This is a genomic window from Sphingobacterium sp. UBA1498 (genome assembly GCF_002325125.1).
Classification (GTDB): domain Bacteria; phylum Bacteroidota; class Bacteroidia; order Sphingobacteriales; family Sphingobacteriaceae; genus Sphingobacterium.
This window is the reverse complement of record NZ_DCRG01000014.1, coordinates 1-16,359: the sequence shown is the minus strand read 5'-3', so window position 1 is coordinate 16,359 and position 16,359 is coordinate 1. Positions and strand designations below refer to the sequence as shown.

Genomic DNA, 16,359 nt, shown 5'->3' with positions numbered 1-16,359 from the left:
ATTCTATAATTTTGAAAAACTTATTAACTGATTATAATATTCACTCATTAAAAGACTCAGCGAATTGATGGCAGCATCAAATTCATTCTGGTCGAGATTGTGTATTTGTAATGTATATCGAAATATAACTTTGGTACCGTCTTCTGTCAATGCAAAACCGCCGTGGATAATATCTCTATTTTTTATCAATAATGATTTGAACATATCGATGTTCTCATTGCTTATGGTAAAAAGGTATTGCTCAAAAATAACGATGGGTTGTGCAACGCCTACGATGAGGTTACGAATTCCATCATCTTCATTTTCGATGACAAAAACCCCCTCTTTTTTATCCTTATGAGTAATGGTATAACCAATATTGGCGATATAATTTTCAATTTTTGAGAAGTACATAATCAAGTTTTTTATATATTGCACATATTCTTTGCATAAAGATAATAAAATGCAAAAATATTTTGCAAAAATAATTCAATTTTTTTTAAAATGAGTCACGTAGGAAACAATATTAAGAAATTAAGAAAAGTGAAAGGAATGAGCCAACAGGCTTTCGGGGATGTTTTTAATCTTACTAGAGGGAATATTTCTTCTTACGAAGAAATGCGTGCAGAGCCGAAAATTGAAATTGTTCTAAAAATTGCAAATTATTTTGGCATTCCTGTGCAACACCTCATTGAAAGGAATCTTTCTGTCAATGAAATTCTCAATTTCAATGATTATTTTCAGGCTAATGTACCGGTGATCGGGAATAAGCGGTTTTTGCAAATCCCTTTTTTGGAGAGGGAAGCTGTTCTCGAAGCGAGCGCTCATTTTTCAAAATTCAACGAACTTCCGGTAATTGAATTTCCTGTGCAAAGCCGGAATAGATGTATAGCTATTGAGTTTTCGGATGCTATTCCCGCGCCAAGTGATTTCATAGTGAACTCGCATGTAATTTTGTTTTTCGAAGAGGTCGATATCGAATGTTTGCATACCCTGGACAACGCTTTTGGTTTATACTTCTCCGCTCAGGAATTTTTTATTGGGAAATATAGTTTAGCGGATAAGGAAATTAATCTGGTTCTAAATGCTTGGAAGAAAGTTGATTTTATATTGACTGAGAAAGAATATTTTTGGAAGTTATATGGTAAATATGAGCGTATCTGATGAGGGCAAGTCTTCAGTGGCTAAGGGTGTTTACCCTTTAAAAACAAATGTATCAGCAATGGATATGCAGTTTAAGGTAGGACTAATATCTTGTCCTACCTTTTTCTTTTATTAGAAGGGGAGATCATCTTCACTTTCATCTTCAAGGGTAGGAGGTTCTTGTTTAGCGCTGTTAGGGTCTGATAAAACCATGAAACTATCCACTTTAATTTCAGTGACATATTGTTTTACTCCTTCTGCGTTCTCATAGTTGCGATAGGTGAGCTTACCTTCAACCATCAGCTTCGTTCCGCGTTGACATTTCTTTTCTATGGTCGTATTTTGATTTCCCCATACTACGAGTGTATGCCACTGGACTTCCTCGACCCATTCTCCGGCTTTGTTCTTAAATAGATCATTGGTGGCGAGACGTAATATGGAATAATTTGTACCTGTGGAAGTTGTTTTGATGATCGGGTCATTTCCAAGATGACCTACTAACTGTACTTTGTTACGTAATGTACTCATGTGTCTAATTTTTAAATGTTTTCAATAATTCTTATTTTAGTTGATGTTCATTGGCTTTTGACACCGAATGATCTAGAGCAAAGATGAGAAGGGACATACATCTTATTCGTCTGTTTACCATTTGTATTCGACTGTAGTCGATTGTAACCGTTTGTTGTCGTTTAGTAATTTTCTATGAGTTCTGTTGAGAGAGTTTGCCTTGAATGTGGCAAGGGTATACGTGGCCGTTCTGACAAGCGATTTTGTGATGATGCTTGTCGGAATGCCTATAATAATAAATTAAATAGCGACCAAACCAATTTGGTGCGTAACGTGAATAATATCCTGCGAAAAAATCGCCGTATATTGTTAGATACCTTGAACGGGGAGGGGATGGTCAAAATACAGCGTGAAAAGTTAAAACAATTGGGGTTTGATTTTAAATTCCATACTCATATTTTTTCCAACAACAAAGGTCAAACTTACCAGTTTATTTATGAAACAGGCTATCTGTTGCTTGAGAAAGATTGGGTGTTAATCGTTCAAAAGAAGCCGCTGTGATTTTGACTGCAATAGATTCATTTGTATTGGTTTAGTTTGCAGAACTGAACTTGGCCTTTCTTATTGCGATATAATTAGAAATAGTAAACGTTAGAATCAAGATATAATAGCATACCGGGATGAGTAAAATATAGGCACTATTGAAGATATTGCTTAAAAAAGACGGTAGTGCAATCTTAAAAAAATCTGCAATAATGATATAGCCTATGAAACTTCCTAGAAAAAATAGTCCAACAGCATGTATTACAATTATTCTTTTTAGGTGCTTACTGTATAAAGCGTCTTTGTTTTGTTTCGTATAGCCCATAATTGCTGGGACCAATAACCCTAATAATGGATTGATCAGAAAGGTAAGCGATGCTAAATATAAAGCTTTAATACTTCCTGTTTGATTGTTGTCGATACTGATTTGATTTATATTTGGCATAATGAGTTGTTCTAGAGGTATTTCCAAAATTTGACTAATTTGTTTGAGACTAAATCCACTGATTTCTTCAGTGCCTTTTTCTATGCGTTGCACCGTTCTTAGCGATACCCCTGCTTGATCGGCGAGTTCCTGTTGCGTTAATCCCTTACGTTTTCTTGATAGTTTGATGAATTGATTAGCTGATTGATTTTCCATAGTCCAAATATGAGGAAATAGTCGTTAAATTTTAGCGAAATTGATGCGACAATAATGCGCCAATAGCACCTTGTAGGATTTAAGCGATTAATAATCACAAGTTTTTGGGAATTTGGTAAATATTTTGAATCTTTGTAATTCAATAGATTAATTAATAAAAACGGAAGAATATGTTTGCTATATTAGAAAATCCCGCTTCGTCCACAGAGAAGATTCTCGGGAATATTCTTCGGAATACGGCCCTTTCCTAATCTTCTTTCTTAATACGTTAAATAACCTACGTTGCTATTGGCTAAAACTTGGCGCTCTAAATAGTAGTCCATTTTTCCAATGTGCTTAGCTTATTATGGAATTTTAAAAATCCAGTTACTTTCAAGTGTTATTATGAAAGCTGGATATGAATGTTATGTTTTAGAAAATTTTATGAATTCAGTAAATAAATATGTCCTTCAGGCGCTGGATAACTATCCTATATATTTGGAGGAGACCATGGAGTCCTTATCCTATGCACTGTCTTATGATGAGTCCAATACAATGGCGCTATGTTTGATGGGAAGAGTTCACGCCGAGCAGTTGTTTGATTATGAGCAGGCAAAAAGGTATTTCCAGGAAGCTTTGGTGCATAATGTGCAGGCAGTGGAAGTATATCCTTATTTTATTCAGACATTGATTGATATGGGAGAATATGAAGCTGCAAAAAAGACGATTAAATTTGCTTTGACACTTCCGGCGATGCCCTTGGCAGGGATCTGGATAAAGAAAGCACTTCTATTTGAAAAAATGAGAAAATACAAAAAGGCGTTGAAGGCGTTAAAGATGGCGAAACTTGAAAATGTTGATCTTGATTTTTCATCAAGCTTGAAGTCGATTGAGGATCGGATTAAAGGGAAACAGGAAATTAGTAAAGGAAGTGGGAAAAATAGTAAGAAAGAAAGTAATACTGTTCGTAAATAGGATCACGATCTAGATACAATTTTAGATTAATATGAGTACAATAAAAAAGCCCTAGGTGAAATTTCACCCAGGGCTTTATCAATATAGTTTAAGAATTATTCTGCTCTTAAGATTTTGGCAGCTTCTACCATAGACTCTAAAGCTGCTTTGGTCTCTGGCCAAGCACGGGTCTTCAATCCGCAGTCAGGATTAACCCAAAGTTGTTCTGCCGGAACTACTGCTTTTGCTTTACGCAATAGATCTACCATCTCGTCTTTGCTGGGTACACGTGGAGAGTGAATATCATAAACACCTGGACCAATATCATTTGGATATTTAAAGTCGCCAGCGAAAGCATTCAATAATTTCATTTGAGAACGAGAAGTCTCGATCGTGATAACATCAGCGTCCATTGCAGCGATATCTTCGATTACATTATTGAATTCTGAATAACACATGTGTGTGTGGATTTGTGTATCGTCTTCTACATTTGAAGAAGAAACACGGAAAGCACGTACTGCCCAGTTCAAGTAATCTTTTTGATCAGCTTTACGTAAAGGTAATCCTTCCCGGATAGCTGGTTCATCAATTTGGATGATTTTGATACCTGCTTTTTCCAAAGCTTGTACTTCATCCAAGATGGCCAAAGCAATTTGGTAAGTTGTTGTTGAACGCGGTTGATCGTTACGAACGAAAGACCATTGCAAGATTGTTACAGGACCTGTTAACATACCTTTCACCGGACGGTTTGTCAATGATTGTGCGTAAGATGACCAACGTACAGTCATGTCCTCTGGACGGTAGACATCACCATAGATAATTGGAGGTTTAACACAGCGAGAACCGTAAGACTGAACCCAGCCGTTTTGTGTGAAAGCGTATCCGGCTAATTGTTCACCGAAGTATTCCACCATGTCATTACGCTCGAATTCCCCATGTACCAAAACATCGATGTCCAATTGCTCTTGAAGGCGGATGGTGTTTTCAGTTTCTTCTGCGATTGCTTTATCGTATTCCGCTTGAGTAATAGCACCTTTTTTCAAATCTGCTCTCCATTTACGAACATCTTTTGTTTGTGGAAAAGAACCTATCGTTGTGGTAGGGAATGCCGGCAAGTTAAATTTCGCTTGTTGCGCTGCTTTACGGTCTGCAAATGCTGAAGTACGTTTTGCATCGTCATCAGTGATATTGCTTGTACGTGTTTTAACTTCAGGTTTGTGAATTAATGGAGAAGTGCGACGGCTTTCAGCAGCAGCTTTGTTCGCTTCAAAACGTTTCGCTGTTTTCGCATCAACTTCGCCTTCTGCCAGTACAGCTAAGTCTTTCACTTCAGCTAATTTTTGTTTGGCAAAGGCTAACCAATTTTTTACTTCAGCAGGTAATGATTGTTCATTATGCTCATTATCTAGGTCAAAAGGAACATGCAGTAAAGATGAAGAAGGAGCCACCCAAACGCGGTCTTTTCCTAATGCATCAACTGCTTGCTTGATTTTAACCAATGACTTTTCGTAATCGTTTTTCCAGATGTTACGGCCTTCAACAATACCTAAAGATAATGTCAATGAAGCGGGAACTTTAGCTAAAACGGTATCCAGTTGGTTTTCACCACGGACAAGATCCAAATGTAAAGCATGAATAGGCAAATTAACCGCGATATCTTCGTTATCTTTTAACGCTTCGAAATAAGTGGTAGCGATTAATTTGATGTTTTTTGCTGCAGCAGCTAATTTTTCAAAAGTAGGCTGATATAGCGCTTTTACTTTAGCATCTAAATCCAATGCTAAGAACGGTTCGTCAATCTGAACATATTGCGCACCAGCTTCAGCTAGTTTAGACAATATTTGCTCATATACAGGGACAAGTTTATCCAATAAATCGATCCTGTCGAAGCCAGCTTCTTTTTCTTTACCGATCAATAGGTAAGTGATCGGACCAAGTAAAACTGGTTTAGTATCAATGCCCAATGATTTTGCCTCGTTGTATTCATTTAAGAATTTTTCAGAAGTCAATTTGAATTCTTGATCTTTTGTGAATTCTGGTACCATGTAGTGGTAGTTTGTGTCCAACCACTTGGTCATTTCCATTGCAGTTACGTCAATTCCTTCTTGTTGGAAACCGCGGGCCATTGCAAAATATAAGTCTAAGCTGTAGTTGTTGTCTACTTTATTCAATAAGGAATGGTAACGGGCAGGAATTGCACCAACCGTAAGGGTTAAATCCAATACTTGATCGTAAAAAGAGAAATCATTGGAAGGGATTAAATCTATTCCAGCATCTTTTTGTGTTTTCCAATTGCCTTCACGTATTTTTTTTGCGGTGTCCAATAATTCCTCAACAGAAGATTTTTTAGCCCAATAGGCCTCATTGGCTTTTTTCAATTCGCGGAACGCGCCCACACGAGGGTAACCTAAATTGTTAGTCAATAACATAATGAATGTTTTTAATATTTTTTTTCAACTATATTTCTTGCTAGAGAGAGAAGGACACACTAGAATTTGGTGACTTCGGCTTATCATTCCCATATACTAATGGGTAGAATTTAGCACCTTGTCAAGGGACAGGTTGCTAAGGCTTCATCGGGTCTATTCCCTCTGCCTTTCTCTATAAGCGATGCTAAGGTAGCGCAATTATTTTAAAAATGCAAATTTTTTATGAAAGTGCACCTATTTTTTATATTCTACTAAGAATGAAATTCTTTTTTTCTCTTCTTTTCATCGAATCATTCCTTTATTTCATAATTCAATGCATTACAGACAAAAAAATGGGAATGATCGTATGACTCATTCCCACTGTTTTTAGCTTACCAAAAGTTTGTAACCTTTTCCATGCACATTTACAATCTCAACTTTACTATCCTCTTTCAGGTATTTTCGAAGTTTACTGAGAAAGACATCCATACTTCTACCAGTAAAATAGTTGTCATCATGCCATATTTTTAATAAAGCCTCCTCTCTTGTCAATACATCATTTTTCTTTAGGCAGAGCAGGCGTAAAAGTTCAGCTTCTTTAGTCGATAGTTTCTGCATCTGCCCTTTATAGGAAATCTGCTGACTTGTGTAATCAAAGAAATAATCGCCAATTTCAAATTTGTCTGCAACTACCTCTTCTTCTTTATCCCGAACACTGCGTTTTAGCAGGGCATTGATGCGAAGTAACAATTCCTCAACCCGAAACGGCTTAGTGATATAATCATCCCCTCCAAGTTCAAAAGCTTCAGTTTTATCTTCCATCATACCTTTCGCTGTGGCAAAGATTATTGGAACAGTATTGTTTGTTTTTCTGATTTCACGTCCAACAGAGAAGCCGTCTTTCTTAGGCATCATGACATCGAAGATGCAGAGGTCATAGTTATTTTTCTTGAACTGGGATATTGCTTCATCACCATCTGTACATAGTGTGACGTCAAATTTTCCCTTTAATTCGAGATAGTCTTTTAAAAGATCCCCCAAATTAGGATCGTCTTCTGCTAATAATATCTTTTGCATAATGAATACTTTAATTTTAACGAATTCCCTTGATGCTGATAAATCAGCTTCCTCTACCTTTGAAATTCTTTTACAGAGGAAATATACAAAAAAGGAACCTTTTATTTTTTTGTAGGCAAAATTACTTCAAAGGTCGTGCCCTTATCTTTTTCGCTTTTAACCGTAATTTTTCCGTTCAGTCTCCTCAGAATATCTTGTACATAACTTAGACCAAGACCAAATCCTTTTACATTGTGGACATTGCCTGTCGGTATCCGGTAAAATTGGTCAAAAATCTTTTGCAGGTGATCTCGGCTCATACCGATACCGTTGTCAGCTATAGTGACCACAATACTATCACCGACGTTTTTTGATTGTATACTCACATGTAGATCACCTTTATTGTATTTAATTGCATTATCCAATAGGTTATAAAATACGTTTGAGAAATGCAGTTCGTCGCCAACGACGACATCTTTCGTGGCTGCCAGATCAATACTGAATTTTCCGCCAATATTTTGCATTCTCAGTTGCATACTGTCCGTAACAGCAGAAACAAGATCGTTAATATGAACATCTACCTGATCTAGTTTTAAGGTTTCTTTTTCTAATCGGGCTAAATCAAGTACACGTTCAATGTGATTTCCTAACCTAACGTTCTCGTCGTAGATGATATTGGCTAATTTTTGAACGCGTTTATGATCGGCATTGATATCGGGGTCCTTAAGCGATTCACTAGCAATCATGATAGTCGCAACTGGCGTCTTAAACTCATGTGTCATATTATTGATAAAATCGGTTTTCATCTCCGAAACTTTCTTTTGTCTAAAGATGATAATCAGCGTGTATGCAAAACACCCCACCAATAAAAAAAGTAGCGCAAGCATAGGCAAAAGTAGATAACCCATATTATCTGCGATGATCGCCTTTTTGTTTGGGAAATAAATCGTTAATTTTCCCGGTGCAGCACCAATGTCGCCTTTAAAGAGAGCAGTGGAGTACCGGGTTGTATTTGAAGGATTTTTTAAAGCCGCTTCGTCAAGGATATTATTGAGTAAAATATTGTTTGTGCTCCATATTTCGATATTAAATGGCGCTTTAATGTCGCGTTGAGCCAATTCCTCTTTGATAAGCTCTTGAACGATGATAATATTCAGTCGATCTTTCAATGGGCGTTTAGCTAATTCCATTCCAATAGCGACATCTTCAATATAGTCAGCCTTTTTACCCCCCAACATGGCAACAGAATCATAAACGTTAAACCCCGACCAAGAGTTCTTTTTATTAAGCACATCCAGTCTTTTTTCTAAATCAGCGATCGTTTTTGTAAGTTTTGCATTCTCTCTTGGAGGTAAGGTGGCTACCCTGAATTTGGTTTGCTGATCAACCAGGCCATCGAGCAAAGGAATAACAAAGCGCGTACTATCATCTTTTCCGCTCACCTGATCATCTACCTTCGATGCGTTTAGCATGATGAAGGCTTGTACTAAATTGTCATCGGTAAGCTCATTTGAAACAGAAAATTTGATGTATTTTTGGTACTCCGGTCTCTTGATGTATGTTTCATAAAATGAATTTTTAATTTCGATGACATTCGGATATAACGCACGTAATTGATCTTCTTGCTCTTTGAAGTTGGAGAAAATAGTATGCTGCTTGTTTTTTAACTCTTCAATTCTATATTGGATTTCGAGTTGCTCGGCTAAAAGGCGTTGTTTTGCCTGCTCTTGTTTGGATTTTTCAAGATTTCGTTCCTGTTGAACTTTAGCAAAGTCAACAACTTCCCGCCGTTCCAACTTTCCCGCAACAGCTGTTATCGCAGCATTCACGGATTCATCAAACAATTGGGATTTTTGACGATAAGAATCTCTTAAAAAATAGAATTGCATAGCCAAAACACCGATAAGGGCCAATGACATCAGTCCAATGATTAATACAATGCTATTTTTCTTCATTTGAATAGAGGGTTAAATAAATATAATTTTTACTGTATCACAAAGTTTATAGCGTATCGTTTGTTTCCATTTGCATATTTATCCTGAGGCCTACTTCTGATAGCCCCATGATTGACAGCTCATTTTCTAAATTGTTACAAATATAAAGATGCTAATGTGTTTTGAAGCCGTTTTAACAATGTTTAACAGCGATCTATTTAAAAATAGATGTGGTTGTTTGTAAATTAGTGTGGGTAATAGCTTATATGAAGAATTTTACCGTATTATAGATATATAATCTAATTAAGCTAATGTAAGCTATTTTCATTTCAATTTAAGATAACCAAGAGTCAATAAGCATGGATAAAGCATATGCTGATCCCACATGAGCTTTGGGACTCTTAAAAAAAAGGATATAGAGATGAAAAATTACGTATTATCATTGGTATTGGCTTCTATCGGTCCCGTTGCTTTGGGGCAAGAAGCTAAGGTGAAACCGCAGCTTCCTCTAGTGGAGGAAAAGAAATCGAAAATGCCTATTCTAAAATTAGACTCCTCAGATGAGAAGTATCACATGCCCGTTAAAAAGTTAAGGCGTATGGATAGTCTAGCTCCGATGCCCGGGACGGAAAAGATGCCTAAAGCAGATGGACAAGCTGCTGATCTTCCGCTCAAACGAATAAGCGATTCACTGAAGATGGAGGGCTTTAAATTAAAGATAGATTCCTTATATAAAAACAGACAAAAAAAATAGCGTTCCAAATAGAACGCTATTTTTTTTGTCCATATGTTTACCTTCTACAACTGGGAAACACGGATTGTATTTGTTTTACCTTTTTCGATCAACGGAGTTGAAGCGGTATTAATAATGATCGCTCCGGGCTGAACGTAGTTGTTTTTTACAATAAATTTGTTAACATCATGGATAGATCCGTCGGTGCTTTCGAACTTGTCATAAATAAAAGTTTTTACGCCCCAAAGTAAGCTGAGCTGTTTTAGCAATTTTTGTGTTCCTGTAAAAACTAAAATATCAACATTTGGTCTATAACTGGTAATTTCAAATGCTGTTGCTCCTGAAGATGTCAATACAGCAATTGCAGAAGCATTTGTTTTTTGAGCAAGATAGACTGAGGAAGCACAGATAGCATCAGGAATAAGTGTACCATCGTGGATTTCACTAACTTTCTCATTATAATAAGGATAAGAAGTTTGTTCCACGTGAATAATGATTTTGCTCATTGTTTCGATCACAATTTCAGGGAATTCACCTACAGAAGTTTCTCCACTTAACATAACGGCGTCAGCCCCATCTAATACAGAGTTGGCTACGTCATTTACTTCTGCACGTGTAGGACGAGGTGTAGTGATCATGCTTTCTAACATTTGCGTTGCAATGATCACTGGTTTAGAAAGATCTCTACATTTTTGTACAATGATCTTTTGAAGTCCTGGTACTTCTTCCATGGGAAGTTCGACACCTAGATCTCCGCGAGCAACCATAACAGCATCTGTTGCTTCGATAATTGCATCAATATTTTCGATCGCTTCAGGCTTTTCAATTTTTGCGATTATGCGCGCATGACTTCCTTTTGCTGCGATGATTTTTTTACATTGGGCAATATCTTCTGCTGAGCGTACAAATGACATGGCTATCCAGTCTGCACCATGGTCCAAAGCAAAGTTCAGGTTATCTAAATCTTCTTCTGTCAATGAAGGAATAGATACTTTGGTATTTGGTAAATTAACACCTTTACGCGAAGTAAGGACACCACCGTGTACGACTTCACAAGTAACTGTATCTTTATGATTGGTCTCTAAAACACGAAGTTGAAGTTTTCCGTCGTCAAGTAAAATGATTTCGTTGGCTTCAACATCGTTTGGAAAGTTTTCGTATGTAATGTAAATTCTGTTTTCGTCTCCGATAAGTTCGTGTGTGGTGATTTCAACTTTTGAACCGTTAACCAGAACAGCTCCACCTTCTTTCATTTTTCCGATCCGAATTTTCGGACCTTGTAAATCGGCTAAGATGGCAACATTGAATCCTGTTTCATTATTTATTGCATTTATAGTTTCGATTACCTTAAGGTGATCTGCCTGGCTGCCATGAGAGAAATTCAACCGACACACATCAACCCCTTTAGCAATCATGTTGGTCAAAACTTGTTTGTCTGCCGAGGCAGGGCCTAATGTTGCGACAATTTTAGTCCTTTTTTGAACTTTTTCCATCTGTTATTTTGTATTTTAAATGTTCTTCATTAATCACAACAGATAGCGAGCTATGTTGTTGTGTTTTGTCAAAACTAAATCGAATTAATTTAGATCTAAACGGAAGTGTATTTGCTACACTAACCTACAGTTTGCTAAAATATGAGATTTTCTTTAGATTTCAATATTTTTGGTGATATTTCTTTTGCGATGACGACTTCGGGTAATTTGCTGATCCTTTTGATCATATGCGCTACATCTTCTTCGCAGATGAAGTTTTTGATAATGATAAAAAAATCAAAGTGCGGGTTTTCAGGAATTAAATAAGTTCCTTCGATGCTCTTATTGTTGATTAGGAAATATTCTGTGTCAGCGTCGGGTATAAGATAATGAAAAGCAGTGAAGTGGTAGTTGATTTTTTTCTTTGGGTCAAAGACAATATGATATTCTAGCTCCTCTTCGGATTTATTTTTTTGTCGTCCGTCATGATCATATTTGCTCTCCTTGCCTCTGGAAAAATTCAGGTTAGTCTCCTTGTTGATGAAGTGACAGAGTCGGTAATCTTTCAACGGGCAGGTGATGGCGAGTAGGGTGAAATCCAACTCTTCTTCCATGTCCATGTCTAATCTTGTTACTAACTTATTGACCACTTTAATGCTTAAATTTATCTCCCTTTTATAACGAAGGTACTAATAATTTTAAGGTTGGAATATACTTTTTGTGTAAAATTTGAGTTAATTAGCTGAGTGTTTGGAATACAAAATATTTTTTGTTATACTTGAACTAAGTTAATATAGAGTGGGTTAGCTAGTATAATACGCGAATTAGTTCGGTCGCCTAACATGGTGACTTTCATCTAAATATCAATTTAGGTTTGAATTTTGATGAAATTTATTTTTCTTTGCACAGATTTATTAAACAATTAAACTATAAAATCATGTCAGATATCGCTTCAAGAGTAAAAGCAATTATCGTTGAAAAATTAGGTGTTGACGAAAACGAAGTAACACCAGAAGCTTCATTCACTAATGATTTAGGTGCTGATTCACTTGACACTGTTGAGTTGATCATGGAGTTTGAAAAAGAATTCAACGTTGCTATTCCTGATGATCAAGCAGAGACTATTGGTACTGTTGGTCAAGCAATCGCTTATTTAGAAAAAAACGTTAACTAACTAATTTAATTAGGCTAATCGTAATAAATGGAGCTTAAAAGAGTAGTAGTAACAGGATTAGGCGCCCTTACACCAATTGGTAATACCGTCTCAGCTTACTGGGAGGCTTTAATAAATGGTGTAAGCGGGGCTGCTCCTATTACGCATTTTGATGCGTCAAAATTCAAAACTCAGTTTGCGTGTGAGGTAAAGGGGTTTGATCCACATGATTTTATGGATCGTAAGGAAGCTCGTAAAGTCGATCCTTTTGTACAGTATGCAATTGCGTCAACGGATGAGGCAATTAAAGATGCTGGCTTAGATTTTGAAAAATTAGATACAAACCGTATCGGAGTAATTTGGGGTTCAGGAATTGGGGGCTTAACAACCTTTACTGAAGAAGTTGCAAATTTTGCAAAAGGAGATGGAACCCCGCGTTTCAATCCTTTCTTCATTCCTAAGATGCTCGTTGATATTGCTCCAGGACATATTTCTATGCGTCATGGTCTTCGTGGACCTAACTTTTCTGCAGTGTCGGCTTGTGCGTCAGCTACCAATGCAATGATAGATGCTTTCAACTATATTCGTATGGGGAAAGCTGATGTGATTGTTACGGGTGGATCCGAGGCAACAGTTAATGAAGCTGGAATTGGTGGATTTAATGCAATGCACGCTTTGTCAACTCGGAATGACGATCCAAAAACAGCCTCACGCCCTTTTGATAAGGATAGAGATGGTTTTGTTTCTGGTGAAGGTTCAGGTGCTTTGATTTTAGAAAGTTTAGAGCACGCTTTGGCACGTGGAGCAAAAATCTATGCAGAGATTGCTGGTGGTGGAATGAGTGCTGATGCACATCATATCACGGCCTCGCATCCTGAAGGTTTGGGTGCTAAACTAGCCATGACAATGGCAGTCAACGATGCAGAGATGGATTTTTCAGATATTGATTATATCAATGTTCACGGAACATCTACTCCTGTTGGTGATATTAGTGAAACTAAGGCTATTGTCGATTTGTTCGGTGAACACGCATATAAACTGAATATCAGTTCAACTAAATCAATGACTGGGCACCTTTTGGGAGCTGCAGGAGCGATAGAAACTATTGCTTCTATTCTTGCTGTCCAAAATGATATTGTCCCACCGACAATCAATCACTTTACGGATGATCCAGAAATTGATAATAAATTGAACTTTACATTCAATAAAGCGCAAAAACGAACTGTTAACGCAGCATTGAGTAACACATTTGGTTTCGGAGGGCATAATGCTACCGTTATTGTGAAAAAATATAAAGCTTAATGTTTGATCCTTCAAACATGGTTTGATAATATGAGCTAGCGACAGGTTCTTTAATTAGGACTTGTCGCCTTATTTTTAGAAGAGATGCCTTTTGCTAGGATATATAAATTATATATTTCGCCGGAGCGGGAATACGTTAGAAAACTAAAAAACCTGCTTGGATTTGTGCCCGGAAATGTACACTTGTACAAAATGGCTTTCAGACATAAGTCTGTGGCTATTACAATTAAAGAGGGCGCAAAGAATAGCAACGAACGTTTGGAATTCTTAGGTGATGCTGTTTTGGGTTCGGTTGTCGCCGAATTGTTATTTAAGAAATATCCTTATAAAGATGAAGGTTTCTTGACCGAAATGCGCTCGAAGATTGTCAGTAGAGCAAATCTGAATCAGCTGTCCCGAAAATTAGGATTTAATGAACTGATTCAGTTCGATGCACGAATGATCAGTTTTCCGAATAAACAAGGGTCGTTACTAGGCGATGCTTTCGAAGCATTAATAGGAGCCGTATATCTCGATAAAGGCTATGTTTTTACAAAAAGCTTCCTGCTAAATAGAATCATTAAGCAGCATGTTGATATTCTTCTATTGGAACAGACTGAAACAAACTTTAAAAGTAGGTTGATTGAATGGTGTCAGCATACGGGCAAAGAGATCGTATTTCAGCAAACAGACAATCCGCAGGGTGAATCTTCTAAAATGTTTAGTATTGAAGCCGTCGTTGATGGTGTGGTATGCGGACTAGGTCGCGATTTCAATAAAAAATCTGCAGAGAAATCAGCTGCGGAGAAAGCCTGTGAATTCCTTAAAATTCTAGAAGTAGAATAAAGGATTTTATTAACTTTGCCAAATATGGCAGTAGTAAAACCTTCTTTGGCAAAAGGAACGCGTGATTTTTCGCCTTCCGAAATGATCAAACGCAACTATATTTTCGATACACTGAAAACGGTATTCAGAAAATATGGCTATAGTGAAATACAGACCCCTTCATTTGAAAATTTAACAACACTTACCGGTAAATATGGCGATGAGGGTGATAAGCTGATCTTTAAGATTCTTAATTCGGGTGATTACATGGCAAAAGCGCCAGACAGCCTGCTTCAAGATAAAAATTCCAATAAACTCATTCCACATATTTCAGAGAAAGCGCTAAGATATGACCTTACTGTGCCTTTTGCACGTTACGTCGTAATGCACCAGAATGATATTGCTTTACCATTTAAGCGTTTTCAAGTACAACCCGTATGGCGTGCTGATCGTCCACAGCGCGGAAGATATCGTGAGTTTTATCAATGTGATGTGGATGTGGTTGGATCTGAAAGTTTACTGAATGAAGCAGAGTTCATTCTGATTTATCAAGAGGCCTTCGAGCGTTTTGGACTGAAAGACTTTACTATTAAAATCAACAACCGGAAAATTCTATCAGGTATTGCCGAAATTATCGGAAAGCCGGAGTTGATTGTCGATATGACTGTAGCGATCGACAAATTGGATAAAATCGGCTTGGATGGAGTCAACAAAGAATTGCTTGAGAGAGGCTTTACAGAGGCGGATCTTGCTATTTTAAAACCTATCATTTTATTGGAAGGCTCGAATGAAGAGAAACTGTCTTCCTTAAAAGCGATTTTAGCAACTTCTGCTGTCGGTTTAATCGGTATTGCGGAAATTGAAGAAGTATTTGATTATGTCGGCAAATTAGGTGCTGAAGAAAAGTTGCTTAATCAAATCATAGATCTGGACATTACATTGGCTCGTGGTCTAAATTATTACACGGGTTGTATTTTTGAGGTCAAGACCAATGAGGTTGCTATGGGAAGCATCGGTGGCGGCGGTCGTTATGATGATCTCACAGGGATGTTTGGACTGAAGGGGTTGACCGGAGTCGGGGTTTCTTTTGGTGCTGACCGAATTTATGATGTACTCGAAGAATTGAATCTTTTTCCAACCGGTAAAGCAGAAACCACAAAACTTCTTATTATTAATTTTGATAAGCAACTCGAAGTGTATACACTTCGCTTACTGAACAAACTTCGTCAAGAAAATATTGCTTCGGAACTTTATGCTACTCCTGTAAAATTGAAAAAGCAAATGGGGTATGCGGATGGTAAAGGAATTCCCTATGTGTTATTGGTAGGGGAAGAAGAGGCTGCTTCGGGGCAATTGTCTTTAAAAGACATGGAAAGTGGTGAGCAAATAAAGCTTACTGAAAGTGAGCTGATCCAAAAACTTCGATAACGAGCAGTTTGTGTAAAATAGATTAAGCCAAATGATTATTAAGTCGTTTGGCTTTTTTATTTTCATAAGTTTTTGATTTATTTGGTTGTGCCGTTCATTTATTTGTAATCAAATGCTTTATACTTTAAATCAAATGTCTTAGAAGTGTCTTAAAGTAGAAATAAAATTGATTTTTGGACAAGGAAATTCGTCCAAAATTATTAGATTTGTAGTCTAGAATAGTAAGAAAATCAAAACTTTGAAATGAGTTCAACACCTATAACAAAAGAGACATATTTGGAGTGGTATAAGTCGATGTTACTTATGCGTAAGTTTGAAGAAAAA

Annotated in this window: 16 protein-coding genes and 1 riboswitch; of the genes, 8 read left to right on the top strand and 8 right to left on the bottom strand. The window is 37.0% G+C overall.

The window, feature by feature from the left end:
- Positions 1 to 3: 3 nt before the first annotated feature.
- The gene (locus B3139_RS08920; RefSeq protein WP_209577641.1) at positions 4 to 393 is read right to left on the bottom strand and encodes a YbjN domain-containing protein; all 390 of its coding nucleotides are present in this window, start codon (positions 391 to 393) and stop codon (positions 4 to 6) included.
- A gap of 90 nt (positions 394 to 483) precedes the next feature.
- Between B3139_RS08920 and B3139_RS08915 the strand changes: the two genes are divergently transcribed.
- Positions 484 to 1,143, top strand: a complete 660-nt coding sequence (locus B3139_RS08915; RefSeq protein ID WP_293882033.1) for a helix-turn-helix domain-containing protein — start codon at positions 484 to 486, stop codon at positions 1,141 to 1,143.
- 111 nt (positions 1,144 to 1,254) lie between these two features.
- Here B3139_RS08915 and B3139_RS08910 read toward each other — a convergent pair whose 3' ends face one another.
- Positions 1,255 to 1,650 (bottom strand): single-stranded DNA-binding protein, encoded by a 396-nt coding sequence (locus tag B3139_RS08910; RefSeq protein ID WP_293882031.1) that lies wholly within the window; start codon positions 1,648 to 1,650, stop codon positions 1,255 to 1,257.
- Positions 1,651 to 1,824: 174 nt separating this feature from the next.
- Between B3139_RS08910 and B3139_RS08905 the strand changes: the two genes are divergently transcribed.
- Positions 1,825 to 2,190, top strand: coding sequence for a hypothetical protein (locus tag B3139_RS08905; RefSeq protein ID WP_209577646.1), 366 nt, complete (start codon positions 1,825 to 1,827; stop codon positions 2,188 to 2,190).
- Positions 2,191 to 2,221: 31 nt separating this feature from the next.
- Here B3139_RS08905 and B3139_RS08900 read toward each other — a convergent pair whose 3' ends face one another.
- Positions 2,222 to 2,812 carry a helix-turn-helix domain-containing protein gene (locus B3139_RS08900; protein ID WP_293882028.1) on the bottom strand — a complete coding sequence of 197 codons (591 nt, stop codon included), beginning with the start codon at positions 2,810 to 2,812 and terminating at the stop codon, positions 2,222 to 2,224.
- A gap of 423 nt (positions 2,813 to 3,235) precedes the next feature.
- Between B3139_RS08900 and B3139_RS08895 the strand changes: the two genes are divergently transcribed.
- Positions 3,236 to 3,766: a hypothetical protein gene (locus B3139_RS08895; RefSeq protein WP_293882026.1), complete on the top strand. Its 531-nt coding sequence runs from the start codon at positions 3,236 to 3,238 to the stop codon at positions 3,764 to 3,766.
- 95 nt (positions 3,767 to 3,861) lie between these two features.
- On the opposite strand, the gene metE is transcribed toward B3139_RS08895, so the two are convergent.
- The 3 genes from metE to B3139_RS08880 form a co-directional block, all read right to left on the bottom strand.
- On the bottom strand, positions 3,862 to 6,174 hold the full coding sequence (gene metE / locus B3139_RS08890; protein WP_349676341.1) for a 5-methyltetrahydropteroyltriglutamate--homocysteine S-methyltransferase: 2,313 nt from the start codon (positions 6,172 to 6,174) through the stop codon (positions 3,862 to 3,864).
- A 77-nt stretch (positions 6,175 to 6,251) separates the two neighbouring features.
- Positions 6,252 to 6,355: riboswitch (SAM riboswitch) on the bottom strand.
- A gap of 185 nt (positions 6,356 to 6,540) precedes the next feature.
- Positions 6,541 to 7,230 carry a response regulator transcription factor gene (locus B3139_RS08885; RefSeq protein WP_209577652.1) on the bottom strand — a complete coding sequence of 230 codons (690 nt, stop codon included), beginning with the start codon at positions 7,228 to 7,230 and terminating at the stop codon, positions 6,541 to 6,543.
- A 101-nt stretch (positions 7,231 to 7,331) separates the two neighbouring features.
- Entirely contained in the window at positions 7,332 to 9,164 is a 1,833-nt protein-coding gene (locus B3139_RS08880) for a sensor histidine kinase (protein WP_209577654.1), read from the bottom strand.
- A gap of 400 nt (positions 9,165 to 9,564) precedes the next feature.
- Here B3139_RS08880 and B3139_RS08875 point away from each other — a divergent pair, with 400 nt between their 5' ends.
- Complete coding sequence (locus B3139_RS08875) at positions 9,565 to 9,897, top strand: hypothetical protein (protein WP_209577656.1); 333 nt, start codon at positions 9,565 to 9,567, stop codon at positions 9,895 to 9,897.
- Between the two features lie 44 nt (positions 9,898 to 9,941).
- Here the strand turns inward: B3139_RS08875 and pyk are convergent, their stop codons facing one another.
- Both pyk and B3139_RS08865 read right to left on the bottom strand, forming a co-directional pair.
- Positions 9,942 to 11,369, bottom strand: coding sequence for a pyruvate kinase (gene pyk, locus B3139_RS08870; protein ID WP_209577658.1), 1,428 nt, complete (start codon positions 11,367 to 11,369; stop codon positions 9,942 to 9,944).
- Positions 11,370 to 11,503: 134 nt separating this feature from the next.
- The gene (locus tag B3139_RS08865) at positions 11,504 to 11,968 is read right to left on the bottom strand and encodes an IPExxxVDY family protein (RefSeq protein ID WP_209577660.1); all 465 of its coding nucleotides are present in this window, start codon (positions 11,966 to 11,968) and stop codon (positions 11,504 to 11,506) included.
- 317 nt (positions 11,969 to 12,285) lie between these two features.
- Here B3139_RS08865 and B3139_RS08860 point away from each other — a divergent pair, with 317 nt between their 5' ends.
- The 4 genes from B3139_RS08860 (at position 12,286) to hisS (ending at position 16,035) form a co-directional block, all read left to right on the top strand.
- Complete coding sequence (locus B3139_RS08860) at positions 12,286 to 12,522, top strand: acyl carrier protein (RefSeq protein WP_028070665.1); 237 nt, start codon at positions 12,286 to 12,288, stop codon at positions 12,520 to 12,522.
- 27 nt (positions 12,523 to 12,549) lie between these two features.
- Positions 12,550 to 13,803, top strand: coding sequence for a beta-ketoacyl-ACP synthase II (gene fabF / locus B3139_RS08855; RefSeq protein ID WP_209577662.1), 1,254 nt, complete (start codon positions 12,550 to 12,552; stop codon positions 13,801 to 13,803).
- 84 nt (positions 13,804 to 13,887) lie between these two features.
- Positions 13,888 to 14,628, top strand: coding sequence for a ribonuclease III (gene rnc, locus B3139_RS08850; RefSeq protein WP_209577664.1), 741 nt, complete (start codon positions 13,888 to 13,890; stop codon positions 14,626 to 14,628).
- Positions 14,629 to 14,652: 24 nt separating this feature from the next.
- Positions 14,653 to 16,035, top strand: coding sequence for a histidine--tRNA ligase (gene hisS / locus B3139_RS08845; protein WP_209577667.1), 1,383 nt, complete (start codon positions 14,653 to 14,655; stop codon positions 16,033 to 16,035).
- Positions 16,036 to 16,359: the final 324 nt, after the last annotated feature.